This is a genomic window from Pseudomonas sp. 51_B (assembly GCF_017491595.1).
Taxonomy (GTDB): Bacteria; Pseudomonadota; Gammaproteobacteria; order Pseudomonadales; family Pseudomonadaceae; genus Aquipseudomonas; species Aquipseudomonas promysalinigenes.
In genome coordinates this window covers 26933-52994 of record NZ_JAFGYW010000005.1, presented here as the reverse complement: position 1 = coordinate 52994, position 26062 = coordinate 26933, and the positions used below count along the sequence as shown (strand labels likewise).

Sequence of the window (26062 nt, the reverse complement as noted above, 5' to 3'; positions counted from 1 at the left end):
CGGAGGAAACCATGGGCCCAGCAGATCACGTTGATATCACTGGCGCCAAGGGAGGCAGCAGCAAGCCGAAAACCCCTGTCGAGGCCCCTGACAGCCTGCAGTCGACGAACATCGCTAAGGTTCTGTTAGCTGTTGGCGAGGGCGAGTTCGACGGCGTGCCGACCGACCGCGACATCTACTTCGACAACACACCCATCATGGATGCCAGCGGCAACGTGAATTTTCCGGGCGTTAATTGGGAGTGGCGCCCAGGCTCCGTCGAGCAAGAATACATCCAGGGTATTCCTTCGGTTGAGAATGAAACCACCGTGAATGTCGAGCTGCGCAGCGACAACCCGTTCACTCGGGCGCTGAGCAACACGCAGCTTTCGGCCGTGCGCGTTCGCATGTCCTGGCCGCGCCTGGCGCAGCAGGATAGCAGCGGCAATACCAACGGCTACCGCATCGATTACGCGATCGATATCGCCACCGACGGCGGCGCCTACGTCGAGGCACACCTTGGCGCCGTGGACGGCAAGACCACCAACGGCTATCAGCGCTCGGTGCGTGTGAACCTGCCCAAAGCAACCTCCGGGTGGATGCTGCGCGTGCGGCGGATCACCCCGAACGCTAATAGCGGTACGGTGGCTGACACGATGACGATTGCCGGCTATACCGAGATCATCGACCAAAAGCTGCGGTACCCAAATACCGCGCTGCTCTATATCGAGTTTGATGCCCAGCAGTTTCAGAGCGTCCCGGCAGTGACCGTTAAGTGCAAAGCTAAGCGCTGGCCGGTACCGACCAACTACGATCCTATTGCGCGTACCTACACCGGCGTATGGGACGGCACTTTCAAGCAGGCTTGGACCAACAATCCTGCGTTCGTCACTTATGGCGTGTGTGTGGAGGATCGCTTCGGCCTGGGCAAGCGCATCAAGTCGTGGATGGTCGACAAGTGGGAGATGTACCGCATTGCCCAGTATTGCGACCAGCAGGTGCCGAATGGTGTCGGCGGCCAAGAGCCACGCTTCCTTTGCGATATGAATCTGCAGGGTCGCGCTGAAGCATGGACCCTGCTGCGCGATCTGTCTGCCATCTACCGGGGCATGGTGTATTGGGCACACGGTTCGCTGTTCATGCAGGCGGACATGCCGCGCGCGCAGGACATTGACTACGTGTTCACGCGGGCCAACGTCATCGACGGCGAGTTCGTGTACGGCGGTGCTGAACGCAATACCCACTACAGCCGGGCTCTCGTCAGCTATGACAACCCTGCCAACAACTACGACACCGACGTCATTCCTGTGACCGACAATGCACTCCAGCGTCGGTACCGGGACCGTCCAGTGGAAATCTCAGCCATAGGCTGCACCCGTGCGTCCGAGGCTCAGCGCCGCGGCAAATGGGCGCTACTGAGCAATAGTCAGGATCGTACCGTAACGTTCAAGACCGGCATCGAGGGCCGCATCCCGCTGCCTGGCTATGTCATCCCTGTGGCTGATGAACTGGTGGCCGGTCGCCCAAATGGTGGCCGTATCGCGGCCGCCGCCGGACGCGTTGTGACCCTGGACCGTGACACACCGATCAAGGCTGGCGACCGCTTGATCTTGAATCTGCCGAATGGAACGGCTCAGGCGCGCACCGTGCAGTCGGTTGCCCGGCGTGCAGTGACGGTGACCGCCGCGTACAGCGTGCAGCCTGAGCCTGAGCTGCAATGGGCGATCGACTATGACGATCTGGCAGTCCAACTATTCCGCGTCCTCAAGACTGTGCGCACTCAGGATGGCGAGTACGAGATCACTGCGCTCGAATTCAATCCGAGTAAGTTTGCGGCTATCGACACCGGCGCCAAGCTGGACGAACGACCGATCAGCGTAATTCCGGTGACCACCGTGCTGCCGCCGGCCAGCGTAACCCTGTCATCGGCGCACATGGTCGACCAAGGCATCGCGGTCAGCACCATGACCATCGCCTGGCCGGCAGTGGAGGGTGCCGTTGCTTACGATGTGGAGTGGCGCAAGGACAACGGCAACTGGGTTCGCCTGCAGCGCACAGGTGCGGCTTCCGTAGACGTCGTCGGTATCTACGCTGGCGCTTATCTAGCCCGAGTACGCGCGGTGAGTGCGTTCGATATAACCTCGATCTGGAAAAGCTCGGACCTGACCCAACTGAACGGCAAGGAAGGCTTGCCCCCGTCGGTAACGCATCTCACCACCGAAAGCTTGATCTTCGGCATCGGCATCAGCTGGGGCTTTCCAGCTGGCGCGGAGGACACTCAGCGGACAGAGCTATGGTACAGCGAGGGTTCGGATCTTGGCGCGGCCACCAAGCTGGCCGACCTGGCCTACCCGCAGAACGAGTATGTCATGCAAGGTCTGCGCGCCGGGCAGCGCTTTTACTTCTGGGCGCGCCTGGTGGATCGCACGGGCAACTTGGGGCCGTTCTTCCCTACTGAAGGCTCTTATGTCACTGGGGAGTCCAGTTCAGATGCCGGGCCGATCCTTGACCAGATTGCAGGCGAGATCCTTGAAAGTCACCTTGGGCAGGCGCTTACCGAGAAGATCGACCTTATCGACGGTGACGGGCCGGGCTCAGTGAACGACCGTCTTGGCGAGGTGCGCAGCGAACTGGACCAGCAACTCAGCGACGTGAATAACCACGTCAATGAGGTGCAGAACGAGCTCCAGCAGCAAATCGACACGATTGGCGATCTGGCTGACTCGATGCCCTATAAATCCGACCAGGCCTACACAGCTGGCCAGAGCGTATTAGGCGAGGATGGCCGTCTTTACCAGGCCAAAATCGACGTGCCGGCGGGCAATCCGCCGCCGAATGCCACTTACTGGACCGACATCGGCCAGGCAGTGCAGACAGCCAACGGCATGGCCGCACGCGTGCAGACGGTCGAGACCAAAGTCCAAAACCTTGAAGGCACATCCTCGGCACAAGCCCAGCAAATCACTGGCTTGCAGTCGAGCCTGACCACTACCAACGGAAACGTCACTGCAGCACAGCAGGCCGCCCAGGACGCGGCAGCGCTGGCCGGTGGCAAGGGCAAGGTTATTGTTCAGTCTGCGGCGCCGGCAGCAGTTGATCGCCTGGCGCAAAACCTTTGGATCGATACCACGGGCAATGCTAACACCCCGAAACGCTGGAATGGTTCGGCCTGGGTCGCGGTTACCGACAAGGTGGCCACCGATGCGGCTGCAGCTGCGGCCAACGCCCTGGCTGTTGCTCAGACCAAAGCGGACGCTTCTGTGGTGCAGGGCTTGACCACGCGCGTGACAGATGCCGAAGGTGCGCTGTCGTCCCAGGGCCAGGCCATCACAGGCCTGAATAACAGCCTGACCACCACCAATCAGAACGTCTCCGCCGCGCAGCAAGCAGCCCAAGCCGCAGCTGACGCCGCTGGCACCAAGGGTAAGGTGCTGTACCAGTCGACCGCGCCGGCAGTGGCGGATCGTCTGACCCAGAACCTCTGGATCGACACCACCAGCAACGCCAACACGCCGAAGCGCTGGAACGGCTCGGCATGGGTTGCCGTAACGGACAAAGTTGCAACGGATGCCGCCGCCGCAGCAGCAAATGCCTTGAACCAGGTGGCTACCAAGGCCGATGCCTCGACGGTTCAGTCCCTGACCAACACTGTGGATCAGCAGGGCGCAGCGATCACCGCCAATGGCCAAGCGCTCACCAACATCAATGCATCGCTCGGCCAACTTGCTAGTGAAAACCTGCTGTTCAACCCGTCTCTGGAGGCGGTTAATGCGAACACGGCCTGGCTGCCGGATGGCTGGGCGCTGGGCAACTCAGGGTCAACGCTATCGGCCAACTTTGTCGCATCTACCCTAGAGCCGGGCGGAAAAGCGCTGCGTTTGACAGTGACCATTCCGACCACCAACAACTACGTCGATCTCGTGCAAGACACCATCAAGTGGCCTGGCGTAGCGGAAGGACAGGTGTTGACGATCTCTGGCCATTTCCGGGCTACCAGCGGTCTGATTGCTCAGCTGTTCTTTCAATGGCGAGACGCCAACGGGGCCAACATCAGCACTGATGGCGCCACTTCGCAGAACGCCTCGACTGCACCAGAGGCTTGGCAGCGCTTCAGTCGCACTTCTGCACCGGTCCCGGCAGGGGCTGTCTCGGTAAGGATAATTTACCGAATCAGGGGGCAACTAAGCGGTGCCAGCACCACCGGTTGGTGTGAATGGGACCGTCTGCAGTTGGAATTGGGTAACACCATGACTGGCTGGCGTGACAACGGTAAGGTCAATGCGGCTGATACTCTTGCAAACGCTGCCGCCACGGCAGCGCTGACGGGTAGGGTTGCAACCACCGAAGCCGGACTCACGAGCACTTCGACTCAGCTGACGCAACTGGATAACGCGCTCGGGGATGCGGGCGGGGAGAACCTGTTCTACAACCCGGGCTTTACTAAGTTCGCAAGCTTGAACGGTGCGGCGGAAGGGTGGGACACCGAGGGTTCGGTTACCTCGACCGACACCCTGGTGACATCCTGGCTCAACACTGGCGAGAAAGCGCAGAGGATCGTTGCGTCTGGTCTCACCAGCAGCAACCAGTACAGGTCGCTTCGGCCAGCAGGCAGCAAAAGGATCAAAGTAAATAGCGGTCAGGCCGTTACGGCCTCGGTGTTTGCCCGGAAGAACGATAGCAATGTCGGGATGCGGATCTTCATCCAGTGGATAAACGCTTCGGGCGGCGTGATCAGTGCGCCCAACTCGAATCTGACGCCGCTGACGGTCGCCGGCACGCGGTTGACGTTCTCGGCGGTGGCGCCAACGGATGCCGTTGATGCATACGTGTACTTCCGCATCTATGCGATGACCGCCGCAGCGACCAATGGCACCGTTGAGTTCGCCAGGCCGCAGGCTGAGTACGGTTCACGTGCCACGGGCTGGAGAGACAACGGCCAGCTGAATGCAGCGGCCAACGCTGCGACCTCGGCAGCAGTGGACAGCTTAACCTCCACCGTGACCCAGCAGGGCAGCACCCTGAGCAGCGTGGCCGGGAGGACCACGAGCCTGGAAAACAACCTGACCACCACCAATGGAAACGTCACCGCAGCCCAGCAAGCCGCTCAGGCAGCTGCCACGGCGGCGGGCGCAAAAGGGGAGGTGATCTACGGAACGGCCGCGCCGGCAACTGACAAGCGCTTGGCACAGAACTTGTGGATCGACACCACGGGTAACGGCAACACGCCCAAACGGTGGAACGGTACTGCTTGGGTGGCCGTGACGGATAAGGTGGCCACCGATGCAGCAGCGGCGGCGGCGAGCGCGCTCAGCCAAGTCGCAACCAAAGCTGAGGCTTCAGCCCTGCAAGCGCTAACCAACCGGGTGACCTCTGTGGAGGGCGTCAACACCAGTCAATCCAGCAGTCTCACTGACCTGAGTAACAGTGTCGGCGCGATCCAGGGTGCAATGGGGGGCTTTGGTCTTGATCCTGCGCCAGGTGCGCTTTGGCAGTTCGATAGCACGGTGGAGGGATGGACAGGAGGCGCTGTAACGCTTACGCCAGGTGCTGGGTTTGTCACTGTGGCCTCGACGGGCACCGATCCGCAGATCTATAGCCCCGCCGCGCTGGCCTTAAACGGCGGGCTCTATACGAAGATCCGCGTGTCGATCACTCGCCGTGCCGGCTCTGGCTGGGATGGTCAGCTGTTCTACTCAACATCTGCACACGGCTATTCCGGCAGCTACCGCAAGACTATCGCCAATCCCCAGCTGGTGGTTGGCGCGAGTGCAGTGCTCGAGTGGGATATGGCGAACCTGTCCGCCGGCGGTACGGATTGGATCAGCAACACGATTGACCGGATCCGGATCGACTTAGGCAACTCAACCAACGACGTTTTTGATGTCGATTGGATTGCAATTGGCCGCGCTGCGCCGGCTGCATCAAGTCGAGCGCTGTCCTCTCTGGACTCGAAAGTCACCCAGCAGGGCGACAAGATTACTGCCGAAGCGCAGCGTACCGATGGGCTTTACACATCGGTAGGCAACGCTCAAGCGGCTATCCAAAACGAGATAACGGCGCGCACCAACGGCGACTCGGCGCTCAGTCAGCAGATCCAGAACACACAATCCTCACTGGGTGACACAAACGCTGCGGTGCAGAGGGTTACCAGCACTGTGGCGGGATTGAATGCCGTGGCTAATGCCTCGGAGGTCGTCAAGGTTCAGATCACCGCCAATGGCATTCGGCACATTGCAGGCTTTGGCATCGGAATCGACAACACCAATGGCGTTGTGCAATCGACGTTCGCGATCCTGGCGGGCAGGTTTGCGATTCTCAATCCGTCTGGGGATGCGATCTCAAGCCCGTTTGCCGTGTATGGCAACCAGACGTTTATCAGTGACGCATACATCCGCGATGCGAGTATCACTAACGCCAAGATCGCAGACGCAGCCATCACAGCAGCGAAAATCGGAACGGCGGAGGTCGATACTCTGCGGATCCGTGGCAACGCGGTGACTATCCCGGTAGGGGCGTTCGCTTCGGCGAGTTCGGTCAGCGTGACGGTTACGCTTGATGGCAATTACCCGGTGTTCCTGCTGGGCTCTTTGACGCAAACCTATTTTTCGGACATCACGATGGCTCGAAATGGGGTGGCGCTTTGGGTCGAGCGGCCGCAAGGCAGCAGCATCGCGAGCCGTGGGGTGATGGATTATCCCGGGCCTGGGACGCACACCTACACCCTTTCTTCCAACCACGCCGGCAACACTAACGGCGCCTCGATTCTTGCGGTGGTATGCAAACGATGAACAGTTTGACCGTGGACGGGCACGATCCCTATGAGGTCGTCTCCTACTTTGTTACGGACCAGCAGGGCGTGGTCATTCAGTCTGGCACCTCACAGCGCCTGCACCTGAATGATCACTCACTGGGAGGCGTGCTGCATCTTGGCACCGCGCCGCAGGGGCGCTTCAAGTACATCGACGGCGAGTTTCAACCCTACACGCCTGAGGTCAGCTATGACCTCGCGCGCCGGGACGCGTACCCGCCCATTGAGGAACAGCTGGACATGCTCTGGCACGCGATGGACCAAGGATCGATACCCAAGGCAGAGCCTTTCTACAGCACCCTGCAGGCGGTCAAGCAGCAAAGCCCGAAATTATGAATACCTCACAAACCATTGCCCGCCATGAGCGGGCTTCTTTTTGCCTGGAGAACCCCATGCCATTCGTCGCCATCAATCTGAGCAATGACTACGAAGTCGCCAACAAAACCCGCTACGCCACCCAGGAGGAGGCCGACACCCGTGCTCGAGAAATCCTAAACCAGTTTCCGGCAGCGCAAGTCTGCGTGGCACAAGTGCTGAAGGACTACAGCGCCAAGGTTACCGTCACCGCGAAAGACCCAGCTGAGCCGGAGCCCGCACCCCAGGATGCAGAAGCCTGACGCTTCAGTCTGAAATGACCATAGCCCGCCTAGTGCGGGCTTCTTTTTGCCTGGAGAAAACCCATGACCACACCCCGAGGCATCCGCAATCGGAACCCCGGCAACATTGATTTCAACCCGCGCAATGACTGGCAGGGTCAGATCGGCAAGGAACCTGGAGGCCGCTTCGCCATCTTCGACACGCCAGAGAACGGCATCCGCGCCTTGGGCAAGCTGTTGATCAACTACCGAGGCAAGGATGGCATGCCCGGCGTGGGCGGAAAGGGCATCGACACCGTGCTCGAAACCATCAGCCGCTGGGCGCCGAGCAACGAGAACGACACCCAAGCGTATGCCTCGGCGGTGGCCAAGCGCATCGGCGTGCTTCCCACCGATACGATCAATATCAAAGATCCGGCCACTCTTCGTGGGATGGTGATCAGCATCATCATCCACGAGAACGGCGGTAACCCATATGCGCCGGCGATCATCGATGAAGGGGTGCGGAGGGCGCTGGTATGACGTCTTGGGCCATCAGGGTGGCAGTTCTGCTGGCGCTGCTGGCTTCGTACTGGGGCGTCTACCAGCACGGCCGATCAGTAGAGCGAGCAGAGGCTGCAACAGCAACGGCAAAGCGCGATAGCGGTGACCGGCTGGCCGAGATTATCGGAGAGCGTGGCGCCCGACAGGAAGAACAGCGACGCGCCCAGTCGCAAGAGGAGGCGAGAGCTCATGCCCAAGAAGAACGAACGACTGCTGATGCTGGTGCTGCTGGTGCCGATGCTGGTGGCCAGCGGCTGCGCGACGAAGCTGGAAAGCTCGCCGCCACCGTCAGTTGCCCCGGCACGGATCCCACCGCTCTCGCCCGAGGCCAGGCAGCCACCCGCGCCGCCATGGTGCTCTCCGACCTGCTCGCACGGGCTGATGCTCGAGCGGGAGAACTGGCGAAGGCTTATGACCAAGCCCGAATAGCGGGCCAGCTTTGCGAGAGGTCCTATAATGCATTGATCAACTGATCGGAGCAGGTAATGGAGAAGCGTACCTTCATCGGAATGATCGAAGCAGGCGAGCCGCTATTGAAGGAGGCTCTCGACGCCCTGCGTGCCTATCACAAGGCTCAAGATGAGGGGAAACCCGCCGAGGAGGTCGAGCGGCTTCATTTGCTTGCAGAGTCCCTTTTCCAGGTAGTCAGCGATTACCAGCTTCGAGTCGTGGCCAAGGCTCGGGGGAAAGATCTTCCTCCTCTGCACTGATACCGCTGACCGGCAGTTGCCTCAGCGTCAGGAGGCATACGATACTGTACCAATATACAGTATTGAGCCAACCGACATGCCATTCACCATCCCAGTCCAAGATGACAGTATTCATGGGTCGATCGACGATCTGCTCCAGCTGCGCACGCCCAGCGTTTACTTGGTCAGGGTGGAGGGCGACAGCATGCAGGGCGCCGGCATCTTCTCCGGCGACCTGCTAATCGTGGACAAAGGGATCGAGGCAAGGCATGGGCACATCGTCATCGCAGCGCTAAACGGCGATGCCTACTGCAAGCGAATGGTGGTCCGGGATGGGATGGTGATCCTGGCTCCTGAAAACCCCAAGTACCCATCCCGGTACATCATGGCCGGGGATCACTTCGAGGTATGGGGTGTGGTGACGCACAGCATCCGGGATCATGATCGCTGGTTGTGAGTAGCTATATAAAGGAGGGGAAGCGGTCGGCAGAACGCCGGATGATGGCCGAAGCCAGTGGGGAGATTTTCGGGGGATTGTGAAATCGTGTATTGCACAGTGCGGCACCGTTTGCAGCGAGCGCCCGCTCAAGTCCTTGATCCGTAAGGCTTTAGGTATGTTCTGCACGCATGGGGTGCAAGGGGTCGAGTGTTCGAATCACTCCGTCCCGACCATATATTTCAACGACTTAGCCACCTTCGGGTGGCTTTGTTGTTTTCGGGCATAGTGACTTTTCGAGTGACTTCGCATTTTTCTTCATCCGATTCTCCTTTTCAGAATCGTCAGCACCTGCCCGCGTGAGTCGGTTGCCGACACCTTGTTCGCTGCATCTATCAGCTGACCAAGCTGTGCGCCGGAGTAGTGACTGTTCACGCTTCCGTTCTTATGGCCCAATAACGACTTGCGGTCCTCTTCAGTGACCCCTGCTGCTTTCAGCCTCCTGCCGAAAGTATGTTTGAGGTCATGGATGCGTATGGACGCGAACCCTGGGTGTGCCGGCCGTAAGTGTTGCTCCTGCCAGAGCTTCGCCGCGCGCACCCGAGCTTTCTTCCAGGCTGAGTCGTTCATGCGATGGATAGCCGTGCCGTTGTATAGGAAAACCCACTCACGGCTGATGCCTCGCTGACTATCGATGACCGACTTCGCCACGCTGTTCAGCACTACCAGGCGCTCGTCCCGGTCCTTGACCCCCGAGTTTTCGTGTCGGCCGCCAAATTCGGCCGGTATCAGAAACACGCTAGTGCCAAGCTCCGGTACGAAGATTTCCCAGTCCCACCTCAGCTTGCAGACCTCTTGCTCGCGGCAGCCCGTGTTCACCTTGAACAGGGCCTGTAGTGGTCAACTCATCCCGGGCACGGTTTTGAGTTTTTCTTCTGCTTTCGCTGGAGCCAGCCCATCGTTGAACTGATGAGGCCGGATCCAGTTGTAGTGGCCCATCAGGTATTGGCCAATGTCTCGTTGAGCTTGCTGCCCGGTCAGGTAGCCCGTGGTCGGTATCCACTCTGATTTCAAGCTGCGAAAGACTCGTCCCATCGGTGCATTATCCCAACAGTTGCCTCTGCGGCTCATGCTCTGGCGCATACGGTAGCGCCACAGTCTCTGGCGGAACTGACGGCTGCCATATTGCGATCCCTGGTCAGAGTGGAACAGGAGTCCTTGAGGCTTTCCACGTTGTTCGTAGGCGACGTGCAGCGCTTTGACCACCAGGTCTCCATCCGGCTTTTCTGATAAGGCCCAGCCAACCACTCTGCGTGCATAGAGATCCAGGACAACTGCCAGATAGTGCCATTTGCCCTGTGCCTAGACGTAAGTGATGTCCCCACACCAGACCTGATTTGGAGCTTCGACATCAAACGCTCGGTTCAAGGTGTTCGGTATATCTGGCCGCTCCACGGTGGCCTTTTTGTACGCATGTGATCCTGGCTGCTTGCTGATCAACGCCAGCTCTCGCATCAGGCTGCGTACCTTGAACCGCCCGGTTTGCTCACCCTCTTCTTGCATCATTGCCATGATGGTACGGCTGCCGGGCGCACTTCGACCTCGCGTGAACAACCCATTCACTCGACTACGCGACCGTAGTCATTCACCGTCCAGAGTTCGCCTTTTGTGACGATGTGCGTAGTGGATCGGTGTGTCGTCCTCCAGCAGAGCTCGCCCCGCCGGGTCAGAGGCCAGCAGGCTGTACTGGTGCAGGCTGAGGAAGCGCCCGTTCTTGTATTCCACATCTCTTAGGGTTCCCTCAAACACGAAGCCGACCCGCTCCAGCAAACGAATGCTGGCGGCGTTCTCCGGCTCAACCTCTGCGTGAATGCGATGTACGCCAAGGGTACCGATGGCGAAGCGGAGGATAGTGGGCAGGCAGTCTCGCATCAGCCCTTGGCCCCAGTGTTCCGGCATCAGCCAATAGCCGATATCCAGGCTCCGATCAGAGTGTGACCAATCGTTGAAACCACAAGCGCCTATCAGTTCGTCCCGTCCCGGGAAGGTAATGCCCCACCAAATGCCACGGTGCTCTTCCAGCAGAGCGTCATACCAGCGCATCTGCTCGTCCGTCGCTTCGAGGGTGTCGTAAGACACGCCGTAGTGGGCAACAACCTGCGGGTTAGAAAGCCCGGCAAAAATCGCCTCGGCGTCAGTGCGATTAATCCGCCGCAGCGTGCAACTGGGCAGGAAGAACTCGGGAAACTCGATAGCTAGGTCCATCATAAAAAAATCCGCAGGGCTGGGTCAGTGCAACAATGGTCGCAGCAAAAGGGGGCGGGAGTAAAAGGACAGTCAGGAAGCTATTAGGCGGAACAGTCCAATAGAGTAATTAGGTTATTACTGGCAGGGCGGGTAGCCAGTTGGTGCTATTGGACACCGGCACTACGGGTCGAAAGCGGACAGCCAACGGAGACTACCAGGTGATACCAATTTTGATACCACTGACACTGAAATTAGGGGGTGAAGAGGGAAGATTTCGCCCAATAAAATCAACTCTTTAGCACCGCTCAACAACCCTAAAATACTGCATGCTGATGTTGGCGCTAGAGATCAAGCGTCCTTGATGCGAGCCCTAGGTCTGGCTCAAATGGTTCTCGCATTCGGCTGAAGGCTGACTAGTCGCCCATTCATGCATTCAGCACTGTATGCCGTAGAGGTAACGCTCGTTAGGCTGCGCAAAACCCAGGCTGTAAGCCCCGTGTTTTCGTTTGCAAAAAGCTCGAAAAGTAAAGATTTTGAGCTGCGTTATGATGGTAAATATCTAACAAAATCACATGGTTATGTGGGTCTCGTCCACTGCATGGGGTGCAAGGGGTCGAGTGTTCGAATCACTCCGTCCCGATCATTATATTCAATGACTTAGGCCATCTCCGAAAGGGGTGGCCTGAGTTTTAGGTAGTTCTCCCGGTTACTACCAGTGCCCCTCGCCAGACCTCAGCCCCGGGGATGAATATTGGCAGGCACATACTCGCGGCCGCTGCGCCTCTTAGGCGCCATCCCGCTTCGCTAGGGCTTCCAGCGCCGTACTTCCTCAAGCTTGTATCATGGCTCCGAATCTCACCCCGGGAGCCGAATCTCACGGTTTTTTCAGATCCGTCTTATTTGCCAGTGCCACACGCTCCATACACTTATGGAGTTCGTCAGCGTCATTGCTGGCGTCCTGTTCCCTTCTCAGGCAGATTGACCGCAAGGGAGTTATGCCTCGCGTGCCCTGGCCACCCGATCATTTTCGCGTCCGAAGTCGGTACGCCAGCAGTTGGAGTCATAGGATGAGCAGATATGGTGTGGCCCTTGCGGCATTAAGCTTGTTGCTGACAGGCTGTGGAACGATCAATACGGTTTTCAGTTCGGACGAGGAGACGGCGCAAGGCCTGGCTTCTGCTCAAACACGCTGTGAAGCACTACCTCGCGTTTATAGCGGTGTGTTCTACAACCTGTGCATCCTGCACGGCCCGCCCCAGGTGGCAGAGCAGGTTCCCGGAGCGCCCGCGGGAATCCCATTGAGACTGATCGATTTCATCCCTTCCGGGGTGTTCGACACGTTGTTATTGCCTTACACCATTTCCGTTCAGGCTACCGAGGGTAGCCTGGAGCTGTGAGGCGCCGCGCGTTGTCAGCGAATTCTCCTGCGGCTTGACGCACGTTCGTTCCCTGCGCCATGAAATCTTTCATGTTCAAACGGACACAAAGATGTCAATCTGCTGGCAAGATAATGGCGTCAATAATCGGTGATGAAACGATTCTTTGGTATGAAGGTAGCGCTATCTCAGGCAATCCGCTCTTTAAGATCGGTCCTATTCGAGTCGCATCCGTTCTCGCGTAGCTTGTCGAACCTTGGTTTTGCAAGCATCAGCGCGGTGTGAGGTGGCCAAGCGCTTGCGACATTTTCGTGAGCGCTGGGAGGTGCTTCAGTAAGGCGCATCACGAGAATGAGGAGTGCTGATGGGCACGATATTGGACCCCACTAGTCATTGGCTTGGTGGTATGAGGGCGTTGGCCACGCTCTGCGGCGCGCAGTTGACGCTCACGGTGGTGTCGCAGCCGCCAGACGATGTCGCAGCTTTTGTATTTGCAGGCATTGGTCTGACTGACACGATGGCTGGTTTAATGCTGTCGACATCCGCAATCGATGATGCGATGTGGCTTGGGGTGCTTGTAGATGCACTGCTATAACCCGTTCGTGGTTGCCACCGACGCTGTTTACCACGTGGCCGAGCCTTGGTGCTCATCGCTTCACCTTGTGCCGGCTGTGGCAATAACGCCCTGGGTGGCTATGGACATTTTTGAAGCTCCACGACATGCCCGTTTCATTGAGAATTGCCCGTGAATGCAACAGAACGCTTTTCACCCAGAGTCGTGATTGCCGAAAGCGACCCGTGGGTGCGCGAAATGCTGCGCGAAATCGTTCGCAGCGTGCGCTGCGACGTTCGTCTCAAGGTTTGCAGAGACGGCTCTGAGGCTCTTAGTGCACTGGCCATCAAGGCGGATCTGGTCATTGCTGGGCGAGAGTTGCCCGACATCGATGGCTTGGACTTGCTGCGAGAAGTACGCACTAGGGGCGATGAGATGCCTTTGCCCTTCATCTTGATGAGTGAGCGCAGTGACATTGCCAGCGTGCGTGAAACGCTGCCATACAACCCCACTGCCTACCTGAGCAAGCCCCTTGATCTTGCTGGCTTTCGCAAGCGCCTGGAGCATCTTTTGCTTGAGCCCGGCGAGCAGATCCAGTGCCCTGCGCTGTCTGCGCAGCCAAGCGTCAGCTTGTCGGTTTTTCTCAAGCAAAGACGCGCTTTGGCCGATGGCGGCGCGTTGTTCGTCGATGTGCAGACAGTGCTGCAGCGCGCTTCGATGGGCAATGGGCTGGACTTGCGCGAACTGGAAGAGCAGTTACGCAATGACCCGCAGATATCTGGCGTGCTTATCGCCGCCGCCAACAGTGCCGCAATGTACCGCAATGCCCCAGTGCAGCGCCTACCGCAAGCGCTGAACGTGCTGGGCGGTGTCCACAGCATGAACCTGATTTTGGGCCTTGCCCTTAACCGCAGTGCGCACCTGAGCGATCCGCTGTTAACGCAGTACGCCCAGCATTTCTTGGATATTTCGCTGCAGGTTGCCGAGGCGGCCCGGGCCTTGGCTCGGATGCTGAATCTGGACCAGGACCGCTGCTATTTGGCAGGCCTGCTGCACCGCCTGGGCGACTTGGCGGTACTTCGCAGTTTGCAGGAGTGGGGTATGACCGGCGGCGAGCTCGATGATGAGCTGGTGCAGTTATCGCTCCAAGAGCATGCGGCGCCTTACGGTTCTGCATTGCGAGTGCGCTGGCGCGTGCCACATCAACTGCGACAGCTGGTCGCTGCCATCTATCATTTGGGCGGTGGGGTGTATTCGCAGGAAGTCCTGGTAATGAACCTGGCGGCTCAACTGGCAGGCTCGGTTCCCACTGAGAACAACGAGCAGATCGCCGGCAGCGTAGCAGCACGGTTGCTGAAGATCAGCCTGGCGGACCTCGATTCGCTACGCGAACCGCCCACATTGTCGGCCGTTAACGAGCAAGGGCAAGGCCAGCTTCAATCTTGAATGGCCCTACAGGGCGAGGAAACAGGTTATGTCGTTAGTTGCAAGCTCCGATGCCATGTATCGGTTGTTGGTGCAGAGTGTTATGGATTACGCCATCTACCTGCTCACCCCCGAAGGCTTGATCGCCAACTGGAACCTCGGTGCTCAGCGTGCGAAGGGTTATGAGGCCAGCGAGGTTATCGGGCAGCATTACTCGATTTTCTACAGCCAGGCCGATCGCGATGCAGGCAAGCCGGCAGCCAACCTGGAGCAAGTCCGACGCACTGGCCGCCTCGAGGATCACGGCTGGCGCGTGCGCAAAGATGGCAGCCTCATGCGTGCCCATGTCGTGATCGAAGCTGTACGGGACGATAACGGCGTACTGGTGGGGTTTGCCAAGATCACGCGCGATTGCACCGAGCAGTACTATGCCGAGTTGGCTCGGCGTGAGCATGAGCGGCATTTCCGCTTACTGGTACAGGGCGTTCAGGACTATGCCATCTACATGCTCGATACCGGTGGTCACGTGATCAACTGGAACGCCGGGGCGCAGCGTGCGAAGGGTTATACCGCCGACGAGATCGTAGGCCAGCACTTCTCGGTATTCTATACCCCACAGGATCGCGCTCTAGGCCTACCCGAACAGGGGCTGGAAACCGCGCGCCGGGAAGGCCGCTTCCAGTCTCAAGGGATACGCCAACGCAAGGACGGTTCGCATTTTTGGACCAGCGTAGTGATCGAAGCGATCCATGATGAAGAAAATGGGCAGTTCATTGGCTTTGCCAAAATCACTCGCGATATCTCCGAACAACATCGTTATGAGCTGCAACTGCTGCAAGCCAAAGAGTTGGCTGAGCAGTACAGCCAGGAAATGAGCAACCTGTCGCAATTCCTCGACTCGGTGATTTCCAATATCCCGGCCTGCGTCGTTGTTCAGGACCTGGCCAGCGGCAAAGTCTTGCTGGCCAACAACCATGCTGATCGACTTTTCTGTGGCGAGGCAGGGCACTTGATTGGCGGGCTACCCCGCGAATGCGCGCTGCCAATCACGGGCGAGTTTCTCGAAGAGCAGCTGGCCCGCGGGGCGCGAGCTGCCCATGGGTATGCAGCACAGACCTGTGTGCAAACCGCCATTGGGCCGCGCACACTGCGAAGCCGAGCACTGCTAGCGCAAAACGCCGGCTGCCGGGCCGACTACGTGTTGTTCATTGCCGAGGATGCCACGGATGAGCTCGCAGCTCAGGCGCAGATCCACCACATGGCTCACCATGATGCGCTTACCGGGTTGCCCAATCGCATGCTTTTCAATCAGCGCCTGAAAAAGGCGCTGGCTCAAGGCGAGCAGTCTGGCAAGTTGACAGCCACGCTGTGTCTGGACCTTGATAATTTCAAGAACATCAATGATTCGTTCGGCCACGCCTTCGGCGATAAATTACTACGTGCACTGGGTACCCGCTTGCGCAATGAGCTACGCGAGGCTGACACTTTGGCTCGACTGGGCGGCGACGAGTTCGCCGTCGTGCTGGCAGAGCTGGATAACCCAGAGGCGGCCTGCTGTACTGCGCAACGCTTGATCGACGTCATCTGCCCGCCGTTCCAGATCGAGGGTCATCAGTTCTCGGTCGGCGTCAGTATTGGTATTGCCTACGCGCCGCACGACCAGGATAACGCCGAGCAGTTGCTCAGTTTCGCCGACATGGCCCTCTACGAAGCAAAGCGCAACGGCCGCAACCGCTACGAGTGCTTCCATGCCGGGCTCCGTGCCGAGGCGCACAGGCGCCGGCTGGTGGAAACAGAACTGCGCGCCGCATTGCATCTGGGTCAGCTGCAGCTGCATTACCAGCCGATTGTAGATGTACAGAGCAACCTTATAACCGGCTACGAAGCACTGTTGCGCTGGGAGCACCCAAGCCGAGGCATGATCATGCCGATGGATTTCATTCCGATTGCCGAGGAAACCGGAATCATTCATGAGATCGGTGCTCGGGTGCTGAACCTCGCCTGCCAGGAAGCCGCAACCTGGGAAGCGCAAGAAACGGTCTCGGTCAATCTGTCGGCGATTCAGTTCAAAAATGCCGGGCTGGTGCGTACCGTGACCCTTGCCCTTTCGGATTCGGGGCTGGCGCCGCAGCGGTTGGAGTTGGAGATCACAGAGTCGGTACTGCTGGGCAACAATGAGCAAAATGTGCACATCCTGCGCGAGCTGAAAAGTATGGGGGTCGCGATTGCGCTGGACGATTTCGGTACCGGTTATTCGTCATTGGGTTACCTGCGCTCGTTCCCGTTCGACCGTATCAAGATCGATAAATCGTTCGTCCATGATATGTGCGAAAGCGCCCAGGCGATGTCGATCATTCGAGCCATTACCGAGCTCTCTACCAGCTTGATGATCAAGACCACTGCCGAGGGGGTCGAGTCGATCGAACAGATGCAGCGGCTAGCGGCCGAGGGCTGTTCGCATGTTCAAGGTTACTTGTATGGTCAACCCGAGCCTGCCAGCGCGCTTAAAGAAAATTGGAAAAAGCGCCGGTGACGAGCCTGCTATTACCGCAGGTCGGATGTGTCTGCGTCGGTTGCCATAACTGCGACTCTTAGGTCGATCAATCCGTCATTGCAGTGCTTGGGTGATGACATACTGACCCCGGGTGATAGGGTTGCCAGCTGAGCCAACCAGTATGTACTTTTGCTCGCTTTCATCGCCGCGCCTTGATTGGGGCGCGGCGCTGATGCTTATCCCTTCAGTTGTACCCACTGGCTTGACGCTCAGAGTCTGGTGCACGGCATCCTCGGGACAACGCTCGGAAAGGCCATGTTCGGCGTTACCGCTGAGGGTACAAGTACTGCCTACCACCGCTCCGGAGAAGTGGATGGTGCCATGCAGCGGCATTTCCTCTGCGGCGAGGCAGAGATTGGAGACAGCGCATAACAGTGTTGCAGCGGCAAAGCCTTTCATGGGTGACGTTCCGATTCGAGGTGATAATCGGCTTATCGGCTTGACCGCACAAAATCTGATTGCTGAATCGTTTTTTTCGACAAATGGTAGCGCTATTTTGGCGGAATCTGCGGGCAGCGTTGGGTTTTCCTGATCATCGCCGCTGCAATGGCCAGGCCCTGGATCGATACGCTCGGCATCTACTCAGGAACCATTGCCCTGTTCGCGCATTCACATCTCAGACAGTACTTGTGAGGGCAATACCATGACACATCACCAACAAGACCCGCAGCAATCCGAGGTCCCTGCTCACTCGACGGAGGAGGAAAAAGCGCGGCTCAAAGACAAGAACAAGGACGGTATTCCACCAGGCGCGGAGTGATCGACTCGTCGATCATATGGGCCGCTGTGCGGCCCATTGGCCAGTGAACCTGCGCCTATTGGTGTGCTCAGCGCTGATAGGCCTTGCCGAAATGCCTTTCAAGCCGCGCCTGTACTAGCTCCAGCAAGATCGACAGTACCCAGTAGATCACTGCTGCGGTGGTCAGCATCTCAAGGTAGCGGTAGCTCGAGCGCCCGTACGACTGCGCCAAAAACATTACCTCCCAAACCCCCATCACCGAGATCAGCGACGAGTCTTTGAGCATCGAGATGAACTGGTTGGCCGTAGGCGGAATGATCACCCGCATGGCTTGAGGCAGCACGATGCTGCAGAAAGTCTGCACTGGCCGCATGCCAAGCGCCACGGCAGCCTCGCGCTGGCCGCGAGCTACGCCAAGAATACCAGCGCGGAAGATTTCGCTCAGGTACGCACCGTAGTTCAGCGACAACGCAATAATGCCGGCACTGATGGCTCCAGGCACCAGGCCCACCTGCGGCAGGCCCAGATAAATGAGCAGAATCTGGATCAGCAGCGGCGTGCCACGAAAGAACGATGTGTAGAAACTGGCGATGCCCACCAGCACTGCGCTCTTAGACAGCCGCGCAAGCGCAGCAGCGAAACCCAACATCACTGACACGACCATCGAGCACAGGCACAGGAACAGGGTCAGCGCCGCACCCTGCAGAAAACCATTGGGTCCTAGCTTGAAACCGGCGAGGTTGGGAAACTTTTCTACGATGATCGCAAACTTCAGGTCGAAGCTTAGGAAAAACGCTACGAACAGGGCGAACAGGGCCAGCCAGGTCAGATACAACCGGGTACGAAAACCGAACAGGGCGGTGGTCTTGCTGCGGGCCGCAGGTTTGGGTGCGGGAGGGAAGTTGCTCATTTGCTGATATCGGCACCGATCCATTTCTGCGAAATCTTCGCCAGCGTGCCATCAGTTTTCAGCTCGGCGAACACCTGACGCACCTTGGCGTCCCATTCTGGGTCGCCTTTCTCGATGGCTACCGAGTTCGGCTCTTCATACAACGGGGCGCCGGCCAGCTTGAAACGCTTGTCCTCATCCAGGCGTGGCTTGGCGGTTACCAGGTTGGTGAGGATGGCGTCCAAACGTACGCCTGCACCCAGGCTCAAGTCCTGGAAAGCGACATTGTCGGTGTCGTAGGGCGCTACCTGCACGGCCTCGAACGGGTAGTCGATCTGACGGTCCTCGTCGCCTTCGATCACCAAATTCTTGTTCAGGTAGCTTTCATAACTGGACGCTGCGGTCAGGCCTACCTTGCGGCCATTCAGATCCTTGGCGCTGTGGATGCGTTCATCGTTGGCATTGACCACGATGACAGCAGGCGAGGCGTAGTACTCCACTGGGAAGGCGAAGACCTCAGCGCGTGCTTTGCTCGGAGTCATCGAGCAAATGCAGATGTCGTAGCGCCCACTCCAGCGGCCGGCGGCGATCACGTCCCAGGACGGAGTTTCCAGGCGCAGCTTGACCCCAAGTTTCTGCGCCACCGCCCTGGCCACGTCGACATCGAAGCCGTCGAGCTGGTTCTGATCGTTGAGGAACGAGAACGGCGGGTAGCTTTCCATCAGCACGTTCACCATTTCCTTATTCGACTCGACGCGCTCAAGCGTAGTGCCGGCGAGGGTTTGAGTAGCGGTAGCGAGCAATACAAGGCTCGCGCCGAGCAGGGCGGGGATGCGCATATAAATACCTGAAAAGTTGGCCAAAACTGAATTTGCGTATTAAATAGTTATAACTCATTCATACCTAGTGAATTTTATTCATAAGAACCTTCAGAGTAGTTATATGAAACAACGAGCGTTGGTAGTGCTGGATGGTGGCATGGGTCGGGAATTGCAGCGTAGCGGCGCGCCGTTCCGTCAGCCCGAGTGGTCGGCGTTGGCCCTGAGCGAGGCGCCCGAGGCAGTAGTGGGGGTGCATGCTGCATTCATCGCCGCCGGTGCGCAGGTGATCACTAGCAATAGCTATGCGGTGGTGCCATTCCATATCGGCGAAGAGCGTTTCGCTCAGGAGGGCCTGAAACTGGCCACAGTGGCAGGCCAGTTGGCACGCCGGGCGGCTAATGCCAGCGCGCAGCCAGTTCAGGTAGCGGGGTCGTTGCCGCCGCTGTTCGGTTCTTACCGGCCGGACCTGTTCCAGCCGCAGCGAGTGGCTGAAGTGCTCAAGCCGCTGCTGGAAGGGCTGGCGCCAAATGTGGACCTTTGGCTGGCGGAAACCCAGAGCTCGATTGCCGAGGTGCGGGCCATCCATAGCCATCTGCCTGCCGACGGCAAGCCGTTCTGGGTATCGTTCACCCTGCAGGACGAGGATGTCGACAGCGTGCCGCGCCTACGTTCCGGCGAGCCGGTGGCCGATGCTGTCGAAGCTGTGGCGGAACTGGGTGTTGCAGCGCTGCTGTTCAACTGCAGCCAGCCAGAGGTGATCGGCGCGGCGCTGGATGTTGCCCGTTCGATCATCGAGGCACGCCAGGCGGACATCGCCATTGGCGCCTATGCCAATGCCTTCCCGCCGCAATCGAAGCAAGCGACTGCCAACGATGGCCTCGACGAACTACGTGAAGACCTGGACCCGCCGGGTTATCTGGCATGGGCTCGCGATTGGCGCGGGCGAGGGGCTAGCTTGATCGGCGGCTGCTGTGGCATCGGCCCGGACCATATCACCCAGATCAAGCTCAACCTCTGAGGAGGTGGCAGCCGGACTTGAACTTGAGCGGACCTGAATTATTTCCTGTCCTGCCGGTCAGGTATTGAGTCTTTTCTCTACCTTCGAGGTGCTCATGCCTGTATATACCGTTCGCTACTGCCACGACGGCCAGCCGTCCACTCACACCTTTGACCTGAAGCAGCCTCGGTTGCCTGTTCACGAGGCTGCGCTGCATGTGATGCTGCTGCATTTCGGCGATGGTGAGAATAGCCTGGTGATGCCGCCAGCCGATGCTAGCCCTGAGCAGATCCTGGAGCAGGCTGAGGTCCTTGGATTTTCAGATATACAAGTTGTCTGAAACCATGGTCCGGCATTTATACGCCTGATACAAAAGGGCCGGCGGTGGAGCGCAGCTCCAAACCGCCGGCAACCGGTTTTTTTATTCTACGATGCAGGTCCAACGGTGGTTGTGCCGGTACGGCGCCCTGGTGAATACCACATCGGTTACAAGGGTCATGCCGCGCTCTTGGAGAGCTTCGGCAAGTTGAGCGAGTGTCTCTGCTTGGATAGTCATAGCTGTCACCTCGTCAGATTTACTACGTTCATAAATCCTGACCGGTCGGGCAATTGACTGATTCAATTTTTTTACAGCCTATCGCGCTCAAAACTCGAGTGTGCCCTGTTGATACGCGTCATCGAGCGGTTCGATCAAGTCGGCACCCTGGTTTTTCACGTTCCCCACGGCCTTGGCAACGGGGAACCAGCGAAAGTCCGTGGCTGGGCTGCAGCCCGATGCCACTATCTGCGCTGCGCGGGCGGGCGCGGTGGCGGGGTCCAGCCACTCTCTGGCCAGGTCGGCCGTGAGCACCAATGGTTTGCGGTCGTGCACGTCTATCAAACCTTGGTCCGCTGCGGCCGTGATGATCACGAAACCATCGCGCTCGTTGCCTTCGATGCCCGGCTGCACCTGTGCCAGCGCTGCGAAGTAAAGTGGTTCGCCGTTCACCCTGGTGATGTAGTAGGGCTGTTTCTGCCTGGGGTTGCCGGGGGCAGATACCCATTCGAACCACCCATTGGCTGGCGCCAGGGTCCGGGAGAATGGCCACAGCTCTTTGAAAAACCGCCCTGTCATCACCGTTTCTGCCCTGGCATTGATGGGGGCAGGGCGTTTGCTCTTTGCCCATATGGGTGACCATCCCCACTTGACTCGATCCACCCGCAAGCCCTGCTCGACCTGGTGAATCAGCTCGACACGGGTTGCCGGCGCGACGTTGAAGCGATTGATCGGTTCATGGTCATATCCATTGATGACCACCAGATCGAGGGCCAGCTGCTTCAAGTAGTGGTCCATGGATTCATAGATCGAGTAGCGCCCGCACATTTTTCACCTCTCGTCCGTCTGAAATCTCATTGTTCAGCATTGACCGTCTGCGCGATGAACGATTAACTGTATATGCATACAGTTTGCATCGGACTTCCTCCCATGACCATCACAATTTTTAGTACGCCGCCTGAAGGCTCTGAATCCCATGCGTTATACGGCTTCAATGTTCCAGCCGGCTTTCCCTCGCCTGCAGCGGACCATCTGGAAGGCCACCTTTCCCTTGATGAGTTATTCGACATCCGCGCGCCCCATGTGTATCTGGTGAGAGTGGAAGGCGACAGTATGCAGGGTGCCGGTATCTATTCTGGCGACCTGGTCATTGTGGACCGCAGCAGGGAGGCCGCGCATGGCGATATCGTGATCGCAGCCATCAATAGCGAGCCGGTGTGCAAACGCCTGCATCGGCGCGATGGCGTGGTGATCCTTAAATCGGAGAATACCGCCTACCCCCCGCGCTATGTGATGGAAGGTGACGACCTGATGGTGTGGGGCGTGGTGCGTTACAGCGTGCGTGATCATGCGCAATGATCAGGTGTTCGCGCTTATCGACTGCAACTCATTCTATGCCAGTTGCGAGCGCGTATTCCGCCCAGACCTCGCCAAGACGCCTATCGTGGTCTTGAGCAACAACGATGGCTGCGTGATTGCCCGGTCATACGACGCCAAGCCTTTCGTGAAAATGGGTGAGCCGTATTTTCAGGCCAAGGAGAAGCTCCGCCGTCATGGAGTCGTGGCGTTCAGCAGCAACTATGCGCTGTATGGCGACATGAGTGAACGCGTCATGACGCTCATCGAGTCGATGGTACCGGGCACCGAGGTGTACAGCATCGACGAATGCTTTGCGGATCTGTCCGGCATTCAAGAGAACTTGACCAACTTTGGCCATGGCCTGCGCTTACGCATTATGCAACGCACGGGCATTCCGGTAGGGGTGGGCATCGCGCGTACCAAGACGCTTGCGAAGCTGGCCAATCATACCGCCAAGCGGCTGCTCAGCCACACGGGCGGGGTGGTCGACATTACCGAGCCGGTAAAAAGGGATTGGGTTCTGCGCAACACCAAGGTCAAGGAGGTATGGGGTATCGGCCGAAAGATGACCGCGCACCTCGAAGCCATGGGGATCATCACGGCAATGGACCTTGCCAAGGCGGATGCCTGGACGCTGCGACAGAGATTCAGCGTGGTGGTTGAGAAGACCGCGCGGGAGCTGGCCGGCACCGCTTGCCTGGACCTCGATGAAGTCGAGCCGCCCAAGCAGGAAATCTGCAGCAGTCGAATGTTCGGCAAGCGCTTGAGCGAGCTGGCGCCCATCAAGCAGGCAGTGGCCACCTACGTAGGCCGAGCCGCTGAAAAGCTACGGGCCCAGGGTTCGGTGTGCAAGCGTATGCGAGTAAGCATCCGCACGGGTATGTTCAATCCGGATGAAGCCCACCACGCTCAGGGCGCTCTGGTGGAGTTGCCTTACCCCACAAGTGACACGTTGCTGATGACAAGGCTGGCTACAGATGCCGTCGCGCGCATTTTTCGCCCCGGCTACCGGTACAGCAAGGCTGAGGTGCTGCTACTGGACCTGAGGCAGCCGGGTGAATTCTCGCAAGATCTGTTTGCCCTTAAGCAGCCGGTATCTTGTGACCGACTGATGCAAGTAATGGATGACATCAACCAGCGCTGGGGTAGCGGAACGATGCGTGCCGCTACGGTACCGGCGGCCCCAGATTGGGGGATGAAGCGCGAGATGATGAGCCAGTCCTATACCACGCGGATCGATCAGCTGTGGACGATCAAAGGTTGAACCCTCTTCCTGAACCTCTGCGAGGGATGCCTATTCGAGGCAAGCAGCGCAAATGCAGATAAAAAAGGTATTTTCGGCAATTTGCTTACTATATTCTGAGACTTCAGGCTAATTAGCCACCCAACCAGCAGGTTCCCCATGACTTACAATAATTCGAACGACTCAGGGCCTGGCCAGCCGGAAATGAAGGATATTCTCGACGCAGCAGGGGTGTGGGTTGAGCCCCCCAATATCCGTAGAGGTGGTGAAAGCGGCGTTCTGAAGGTGGAGCTTCAGGGTTTGACCTTTTACAAAAAGCAGCAGGTAGGGCATGTCTATCGCAGCTTGCGCCATCCTTTCGGCTACCCAACGGTGGCTCGTGAGGCGAAGGCTATGCGTGCCGCAGCATCGCTGGGCGTAGCCACGCCGTCCTTGCTGCACAGCGATGTCCGTAAGGACCATGGCGAATGGAAAGCGGTAATGGTGACTGCAGCACTCGAAGGCTATGTGTCGCTAGAAGATTTTTATGCGCAAGGCATGCGTGAGTCCATCGGCCAGCGGCGCTATCACGAAGTGTTGGAAGCCTACGGCAGCCTGTTGGCTAAGTGGAATTCTGGCCGATGGCAGCATGGTTGCCTGTACCTCAAACATGTCTTCATCGACTTTAGCGAGCCGAACATCAAGGTTGCGTTTCTCGATTTCGAGAAAGCCCGCCGGCGGCTGACCGCTGTGAAAGCCAGCAGGCATGATTTAAGGCAGGTCAAGCGTCGATCCGGGTGGGGGAATGAAGAATGGGAGGCCTTCTGCAGAGGTTACAGGTATTCGTTCGGGACGAATGCCGAGCGGCTTCTCGTGGCGTGTTGAGCGGCGCCTGTTTGCGAGTGCTGGCCTTCAGTCCATCCATCGCCACAGCGGTTCGTCCAGCAGTCCAACGCCTCGTAGCTGGGTTTGCCCTTGGTGCTTTTCCAGCTCCAGCACATTGCATCCTTCGCACGCCGTCAACGCGTCAATGAGCACTCGGCTGTGTGACACCACCCATACCTGGCTACGCCGTGATGCACGGATAATAAGGCGAGCCAGTGCTGGGAGCAGGTCTGTATGCAGGCTGGTTTCCGGTTCGTTGAGCACCATCAGCGATGGCGGGCGCGGCGTCAGCAGCGCGGCCATCAGCAGCAGATAACGCAGTGTCCCATCCGACAACTCGGCCCCGCTAAGCGGGCGCAGCAAACCGTGTTGGTGCAGCCGCACGCTGAACAGGCCGCCCGCTGGCGCATCGATCGCTAGGCGGCTGCCTGGAAACGCATCTTCCAGGGCGGCGAATAGGTCTTCCACATCGCCGATTTCGATGATGGTCTGCAGCGCGGAGGCTAGGTTACGGCCGTCGTGGTGCAGCACTGGGGAACGGGTACCCAGTTGCGGGTGGCGGCATGGCGCATCCCGGTCGATTCGAAAGTGGTCGTAAAACCGCCAGCCGTTGATGAACGCCCGCAGCTCGCCGATCTCCGGTGCTTGCCGGGTTCGCCCTACGATGTTGAAAAAACTTTCGCAGCTATCGGCATGTTGATCGAGCACTGTCCAGCCGTGCCCATCACGGGCGCGCACCATGGCGTTTCTGCGCTCGACCAGCAACGAGGCTGGCCGATAAGCCCCGCCTCCCCAGATGCCTTCGCTCTTGATCTCGGGGTCGAGCATGAATGCAGTGGGGTAGGGTACGGGTATGGGCAGGCCAAGCGAAATGGCAAAACCGAAATCCTCAGTGGTAAAGCCTAAGCGCAGGCGTTTGGCTTCGTTCGGTTGCTGACCCTGTATGGGGACGTCACCGCGCTGCATCCGTGCACTCATTTCGGGCCCGGCCCACCAGGTCGAACCAAGCCCGCCTTCACGGGCGAGTGCCTCGATGACAACCCCCTGGGCCGTTTCGGCCAGTAGACGAAGTGCTTTGTACAGGTTGGATTTACCGCTGCCGTTAGCGCCAGTCACCAAATTGAGTTGGCCCAGGGGCATTACCATGTGCTTGATCGAGCGGTAGTTGGCGATGGCGAGCGTAGTGAGCATCGGTGCTCCAGTCGATACGTTGATAACGTAGGCGCAGGTATGCGATCGGGCTTGATGAGCGCAGTGGGGCGACAGCGACACAGAGCCTAGATTTCCCTGGCGAGGCATGCAACGAAAATCAGGTGTCGGCGGCATTTTTAAGAAATGTCTTAGTGGAACGGGTGAAGTGAAATTTCACCTCGTGGGGTAATGGCAGCAATGCCAGCTTGGGCGGCATG

The 26062-nt window shown here is 58.5% G+C and carries 22 protein-coding genes and 4 pseudogenes; 17 read left to right on the top strand and 9 right to left on the bottom strand.

Annotated elements, in window-relative coordinates; translation table 11 throughout:
* Positions 1-11: 11 nt before the first annotated feature.
* The 8 genes and pseudogenes from J5M56_RS26735 to J5M56_RS08110 all read left to right on the top strand — a co-directional run.
* Positions 12-3392 (top strand): annotated as a pseudogene (locus J5M56_RS26735) (host specificity protein J); the annotation flags it as partial.
* Positions 3393-4226: 834 nt separating this feature from the next.
* Positions 4227-6767, top strand: coding sequence for a DUF1983 domain-containing protein (locus J5M56_RS27230; RefSeq protein ID WP_347709423.1), 2541 nt, complete (start codon positions 4227-4229; stop codon positions 6765-6767).
* Entirely contained in the window at positions 6764-7123 is a 360-nt protein-coding gene (locus J5M56_RS08135; RefSeq protein ID WP_207936585.1) for a hypothetical protein, read from the top strand. The genes J5M56_RS27230 and J5M56_RS08135 overlap by 4 nt, the downstream gene beginning before the upstream one ends.
* 56 nt (positions 7124-7179) lie before the next feature.
* A complete protein-coding gene (locus J5M56_RS08130; RefSeq protein ID WP_207936362.1) occupies positions 7180-7404 on the top strand; it encodes a hypothetical protein in 225 nt (74 codons plus the stop codon).
* A gap of 63 nt (positions 7405-7467) precedes the next feature.
* Positions 7468-7905 carry a structural protein P5 gene (locus J5M56_RS08125; RefSeq protein ID WP_207936361.1) on the top strand — a complete coding sequence of 146 codons (438 nt, stop codon included), beginning with the start codon at positions 7468-7470 and terminating at the stop codon, positions 7903-7905.
* Positions 7902-8399, top strand: a complete 498-nt coding sequence (locus J5M56_RS08120; protein ID WP_207936359.1) for a DUF2514 domain-containing protein — start codon at positions 7902-7904, stop codon at positions 8397-8399. Before J5M56_RS08125 ends, J5M56_RS08120 begins: the two co-directional genes overlap by 4 nt.
* Before the next feature lie 12 nt (positions 8400-8411).
* On the top strand, positions 8412-8636 hold the full coding sequence (locus J5M56_RS08115; protein WP_207936357.1) for a hypothetical protein: 225 nt from the start codon (positions 8412-8414) through the stop codon (positions 8634-8636).
* A 76-nt stretch (positions 8637-8712) separates the two neighbouring features.
* A complete protein-coding gene (locus tag J5M56_RS08110; protein WP_207936356.1) occupies positions 8713-9072 on the top strand; it encodes a S24 family peptidase in 360 nt (119 codons plus the stop codon).
* Between the two features lie 297 nt (positions 9073-9369).
* Here the strand turns inward: J5M56_RS08110 and J5M56_RS08105 are convergent.
* From J5M56_RS08105 to J5M56_RS08095, 3 pseudogenes are all read right to left on the bottom strand, one after another.
* A pseudogene (locus J5M56_RS08105) lies at positions 9370-9942 on the bottom strand (tyrosine-type recombinase/integrase); the annotation flags it as partial.
* 9 nt (positions 9943-9951) lie between these two features.
* Positions 9952-10719, bottom strand: a pseudogene (locus J5M56_RS08100) (IS3 family transposase); the annotation flags it as partial.
* A gap of 105 nt (positions 10720-10824) precedes the next feature.
* Positions 10825-11316, bottom strand: a pseudogene (locus tag J5M56_RS08095) (GNAT family N-acetyltransferase); the annotation flags it as partial.
* Between the two features lie 1049 nt (positions 11317-12365).
* Here J5M56_RS08095 and J5M56_RS08090 point away from each other — a divergent pair.
* From J5M56_RS08090 to J5M56_RS08075, 4 genes are all read left to right on the top strand, one after another.
* Entirely contained in the window at positions 12366-12695 is a 330-nt protein-coding gene (locus J5M56_RS08090; RefSeq protein ID WP_207936355.1) for a YceK/YidQ family lipoprotein, read from the top strand.
* 343 nt (positions 12696-13038) lie between these two features.
* Positions 13039-13269: a hypothetical protein gene (locus tag J5M56_RS08085; RefSeq protein ID WP_207936354.1), complete on the top strand. Its 231-nt coding sequence runs from the start codon at positions 13039-13041 to the stop codon at positions 13267-13269.
* A 150-nt stretch (positions 13270-13419) separates the two neighbouring features.
* Positions 13420-14673 carry an HDOD domain-containing protein gene (locus tag J5M56_RS08080; RefSeq protein ID WP_207936353.1) on the top strand — a complete coding sequence of 418 codons (1254 nt, stop codon included), beginning with the start codon at positions 13420-13422 and terminating at the stop codon, positions 14671-14673.
* 28 nt (positions 14674-14701) lie between these two features.
* Positions 14702-17185, top strand: a complete 2484-nt coding sequence (locus tag J5M56_RS08075; protein WP_243430628.1) for an EAL domain-containing protein — start codon at positions 14702-14704, stop codon at positions 17183-17185.
* A 75-nt stretch (positions 17186-17260) separates the two neighbouring features.
* On the opposite strand, the gene J5M56_RS08070 is transcribed toward J5M56_RS08075, so the two are convergent.
* From J5M56_RS08070 to J5M56_RS08060, 3 genes are all read right to left on the bottom strand, one after another.
* Positions 17261-17605 (bottom strand): type 1 fimbrial protein, encoded by a 345-nt coding sequence (locus tag J5M56_RS08070; RefSeq protein WP_186477992.1) that lies wholly within the window; start codon positions 17603-17605, stop codon positions 17261-17263.
* Between the two features lie 428 nt (positions 17606-18033).
* On the bottom strand, positions 18034-18855 hold the full coding sequence (locus tag J5M56_RS08065; protein ID WP_207936352.1) for an amino acid ABC transporter permease: 822 nt from the start codon (positions 18853-18855) through the stop codon (positions 18034-18036).
* Positions 18852-19673 carry an ABC transporter substrate-binding protein gene (locus J5M56_RS08060; RefSeq protein ID WP_207936351.1) on the bottom strand — a complete coding sequence of 274 codons (822 nt, stop codon included), beginning with the start codon at positions 19671-19673 and terminating at the stop codon, positions 18852-18854. Before J5M56_RS08060 ends, J5M56_RS08065 begins: the two co-directional genes overlap by 4 nt.
* Before the next feature lie 103 nt (positions 19674-19776).
* Here J5M56_RS08060 and J5M56_RS08055 point away from each other — a divergent pair, with 103 nt between their 5' ends.
* The gene (locus J5M56_RS08055) at positions 19777-20673 is read left to right on the top strand and encodes a homocysteine S-methyltransferase family protein (RefSeq protein ID WP_207936349.1); all 897 of its coding nucleotides are present in this window, start codon (positions 19777-19779) and stop codon (positions 20671-20673) included.
* Positions 20674-20767: 94 nt separating this feature from the next.
* Positions 20768-20992 carry a hypothetical protein gene (locus J5M56_RS08050; protein WP_060480240.1) on the top strand — a complete coding sequence of 75 codons (225 nt, stop codon included), beginning with the start codon at positions 20768-20770 and terminating at the stop codon, positions 20990-20992.
* A gap of 81 nt (positions 20993-21073) precedes the next feature.
* On the opposite strand, the gene J5M56_RS27045 is transcribed toward J5M56_RS08050, so the two are convergent.
* Both J5M56_RS27045 and J5M56_RS08045 read right to left on the bottom strand, forming a co-directional pair.
* On the bottom strand, positions 21074-21208 hold the full coding sequence (locus J5M56_RS27045) for a hypothetical protein (protein ID WP_279381807.1): 135 nt from the start codon (positions 21206-21208) through the stop codon (positions 21074-21076).
* A gap of 87 nt (positions 21209-21295) precedes the next feature.
* Positions 21296-22015, bottom strand: coding sequence for an SOS response-associated peptidase family protein (locus J5M56_RS08045; protein WP_207936347.1), 720 nt, complete (start codon positions 22013-22015; stop codon positions 21296-21298).
* Between the two features lie 102 nt (positions 22016-22117).
* Here J5M56_RS08045 and J5M56_RS08040 point away from each other — a divergent pair, with 102 nt between their 5' ends.
* From J5M56_RS08040 to J5M56_RS08030, 3 genes are all read left to right on the top strand, one after another.
* Complete coding sequence (locus J5M56_RS08040) at positions 22118-22546, top strand: S24 family peptidase (RefSeq protein WP_060480238.1); 429 nt, start codon at positions 22118-22120, stop codon at positions 22544-22546.
* Positions 22536-23810, top strand: coding sequence for a Y-family DNA polymerase (locus tag J5M56_RS08035; RefSeq protein WP_186477988.1), 1275 nt, complete (start codon positions 22536-22538; stop codon positions 23808-23810). Before J5M56_RS08040 ends, J5M56_RS08035 begins: the two co-directional genes overlap by 11 nt.
* 138 nt (positions 23811-23948) lie before the next feature.
* A complete protein-coding gene (locus tag J5M56_RS08030) occupies positions 23949-24653 on the top strand; it encodes a lipopolysaccharide kinase InaA family protein (protein WP_186477986.1) in 705 nt (234 codons plus the stop codon).
* A gap of 27 nt (positions 24654-24680) precedes the next feature.
* On the opposite strand, the gene J5M56_RS08025 is transcribed toward J5M56_RS08030, so the two are convergent.
* Positions 24681-25844 (bottom strand): AAA family ATPase, encoded by a 1164-nt coding sequence (locus J5M56_RS08025; RefSeq protein WP_186477985.1) that lies wholly within the window; start codon positions 25842-25844, stop codon positions 24681-24683.
* Positions 25845-26062: the final 218 nt, after the last annotated feature.